A 1,089-nucleotide genomic window follows, 5' to 3' on the forward strand; every position below is an offset into this window, starting at 1 on the left:
CCAAAAGAGTGACCCGCTTCGATAAGCTCTTCCGGTACTTGTTGAATCCCAAGAATGGTCAATCGAACCACTGGCGGTAGCGCGAAAATGATCGTTACGACAACGCCCGGTACGTTACCAATACCAAACAGCATCACTATCGGAACCAGGTAGACGAACGCCTGGGTGGTCTGCATCGCATCCACTATTGGTCTTACAAACTTGGCGGCGTTTTGGCTTCTGGCTAGCCAGATCCCCATGGGTAAGCCAATCAACAAGCAGAAAAACACCGAAGTGAGCACCAAGGCGAGCGTGGTCATGGCTTGAGACCAAGCGCCGATCAAGCCAATGAACACTAGCGATACTAGCGTTGATAAACCAAGTTTGAAGTTAGAAAACTGCCACGCGAGTAAAAATAGGATCAGCACCATAATCGGTGACGGCGTAGAGACTAACGCGGTTTCGAATGAGGACAAGATAAAATCGATCGGAACTCGTATGGCTTGAAAAACAGGGCGACCATGTTCAACGAGCCAATTCAACCCAGATTCTACCCAATTATCGAGTGGGAGAACGGCATCTTGAAATGGGTTCATGATATCGAAAGGTGTCTCTTGCACGGCTTCGCTGTTCAACCAATCGTTGTTAGTTGCGGCCTCACTACCTTGTGACCACGGGTCTTCTTGTGTTGGTGCGGTTTGCGACCAAGGATCGTTATTTGTTTGCTCTGTAGACATCGTTTAATCCTTATCGAGTGTTTGCAGAAGACGCGACTTCGTCACGACACCAAAATAGGTTCCTTGCTCATCGACTACTGGCACAGCATAAGGAACGCTCGCCACGACGCCGAGAATGTCATTCACAGACTGGTCCGGCTGAAGGGTCACGTCATCTTCTAATTGAGCGCTGGCCAAGGAGCGATTTTCCTTGTGGGCTAAGCGTAAGGAGTCGAGAGAAACGATGCCGGAATATCGGCTAGATTTATCGACGACAATACCGTAATCACGGTCGTGATCCATCAAGATTTGCATGGCAGAGCCTGGGCCGTCGTGTTCGGATTTCTTGAATACCGCAGCGGGCTTCTTGCGCGCAATATCTTTGACGGTTAGT

Annotated in this window: 2 protein-coding genes; both read right to left on the minus strand. The window is 49.6% G+C overall.

Annotated features, from left to right (window positions below):
- The coding region (locus tag R7E42_RS25265) for an ABC transporter permease subunit (RefSeq protein WP_318073275.1) at window positions 1-716 on the minus strand (716 nt) is incomplete at its 3' end.
- A 3-nt stretch (window positions 717-719) separates the two neighbouring features.
- A partial coding sequence (locus R7E42_RS25270; RefSeq protein WP_318073276.1) for a CBS domain-containing protein occupies window positions 720-1,089 on the minus strand: 370 nt, incomplete at its 5' end.

It is taken from the genome of Vibrio sp. Vb1337 (genome assembly GCF_033338715.1).
In the GTDB taxonomy this organism is placed as follows: domain Bacteria; phylum Pseudomonadota; class Gammaproteobacteria; order Enterobacterales; family Vibrionaceae; genus Vibrio; species Vibrio alginolyticus.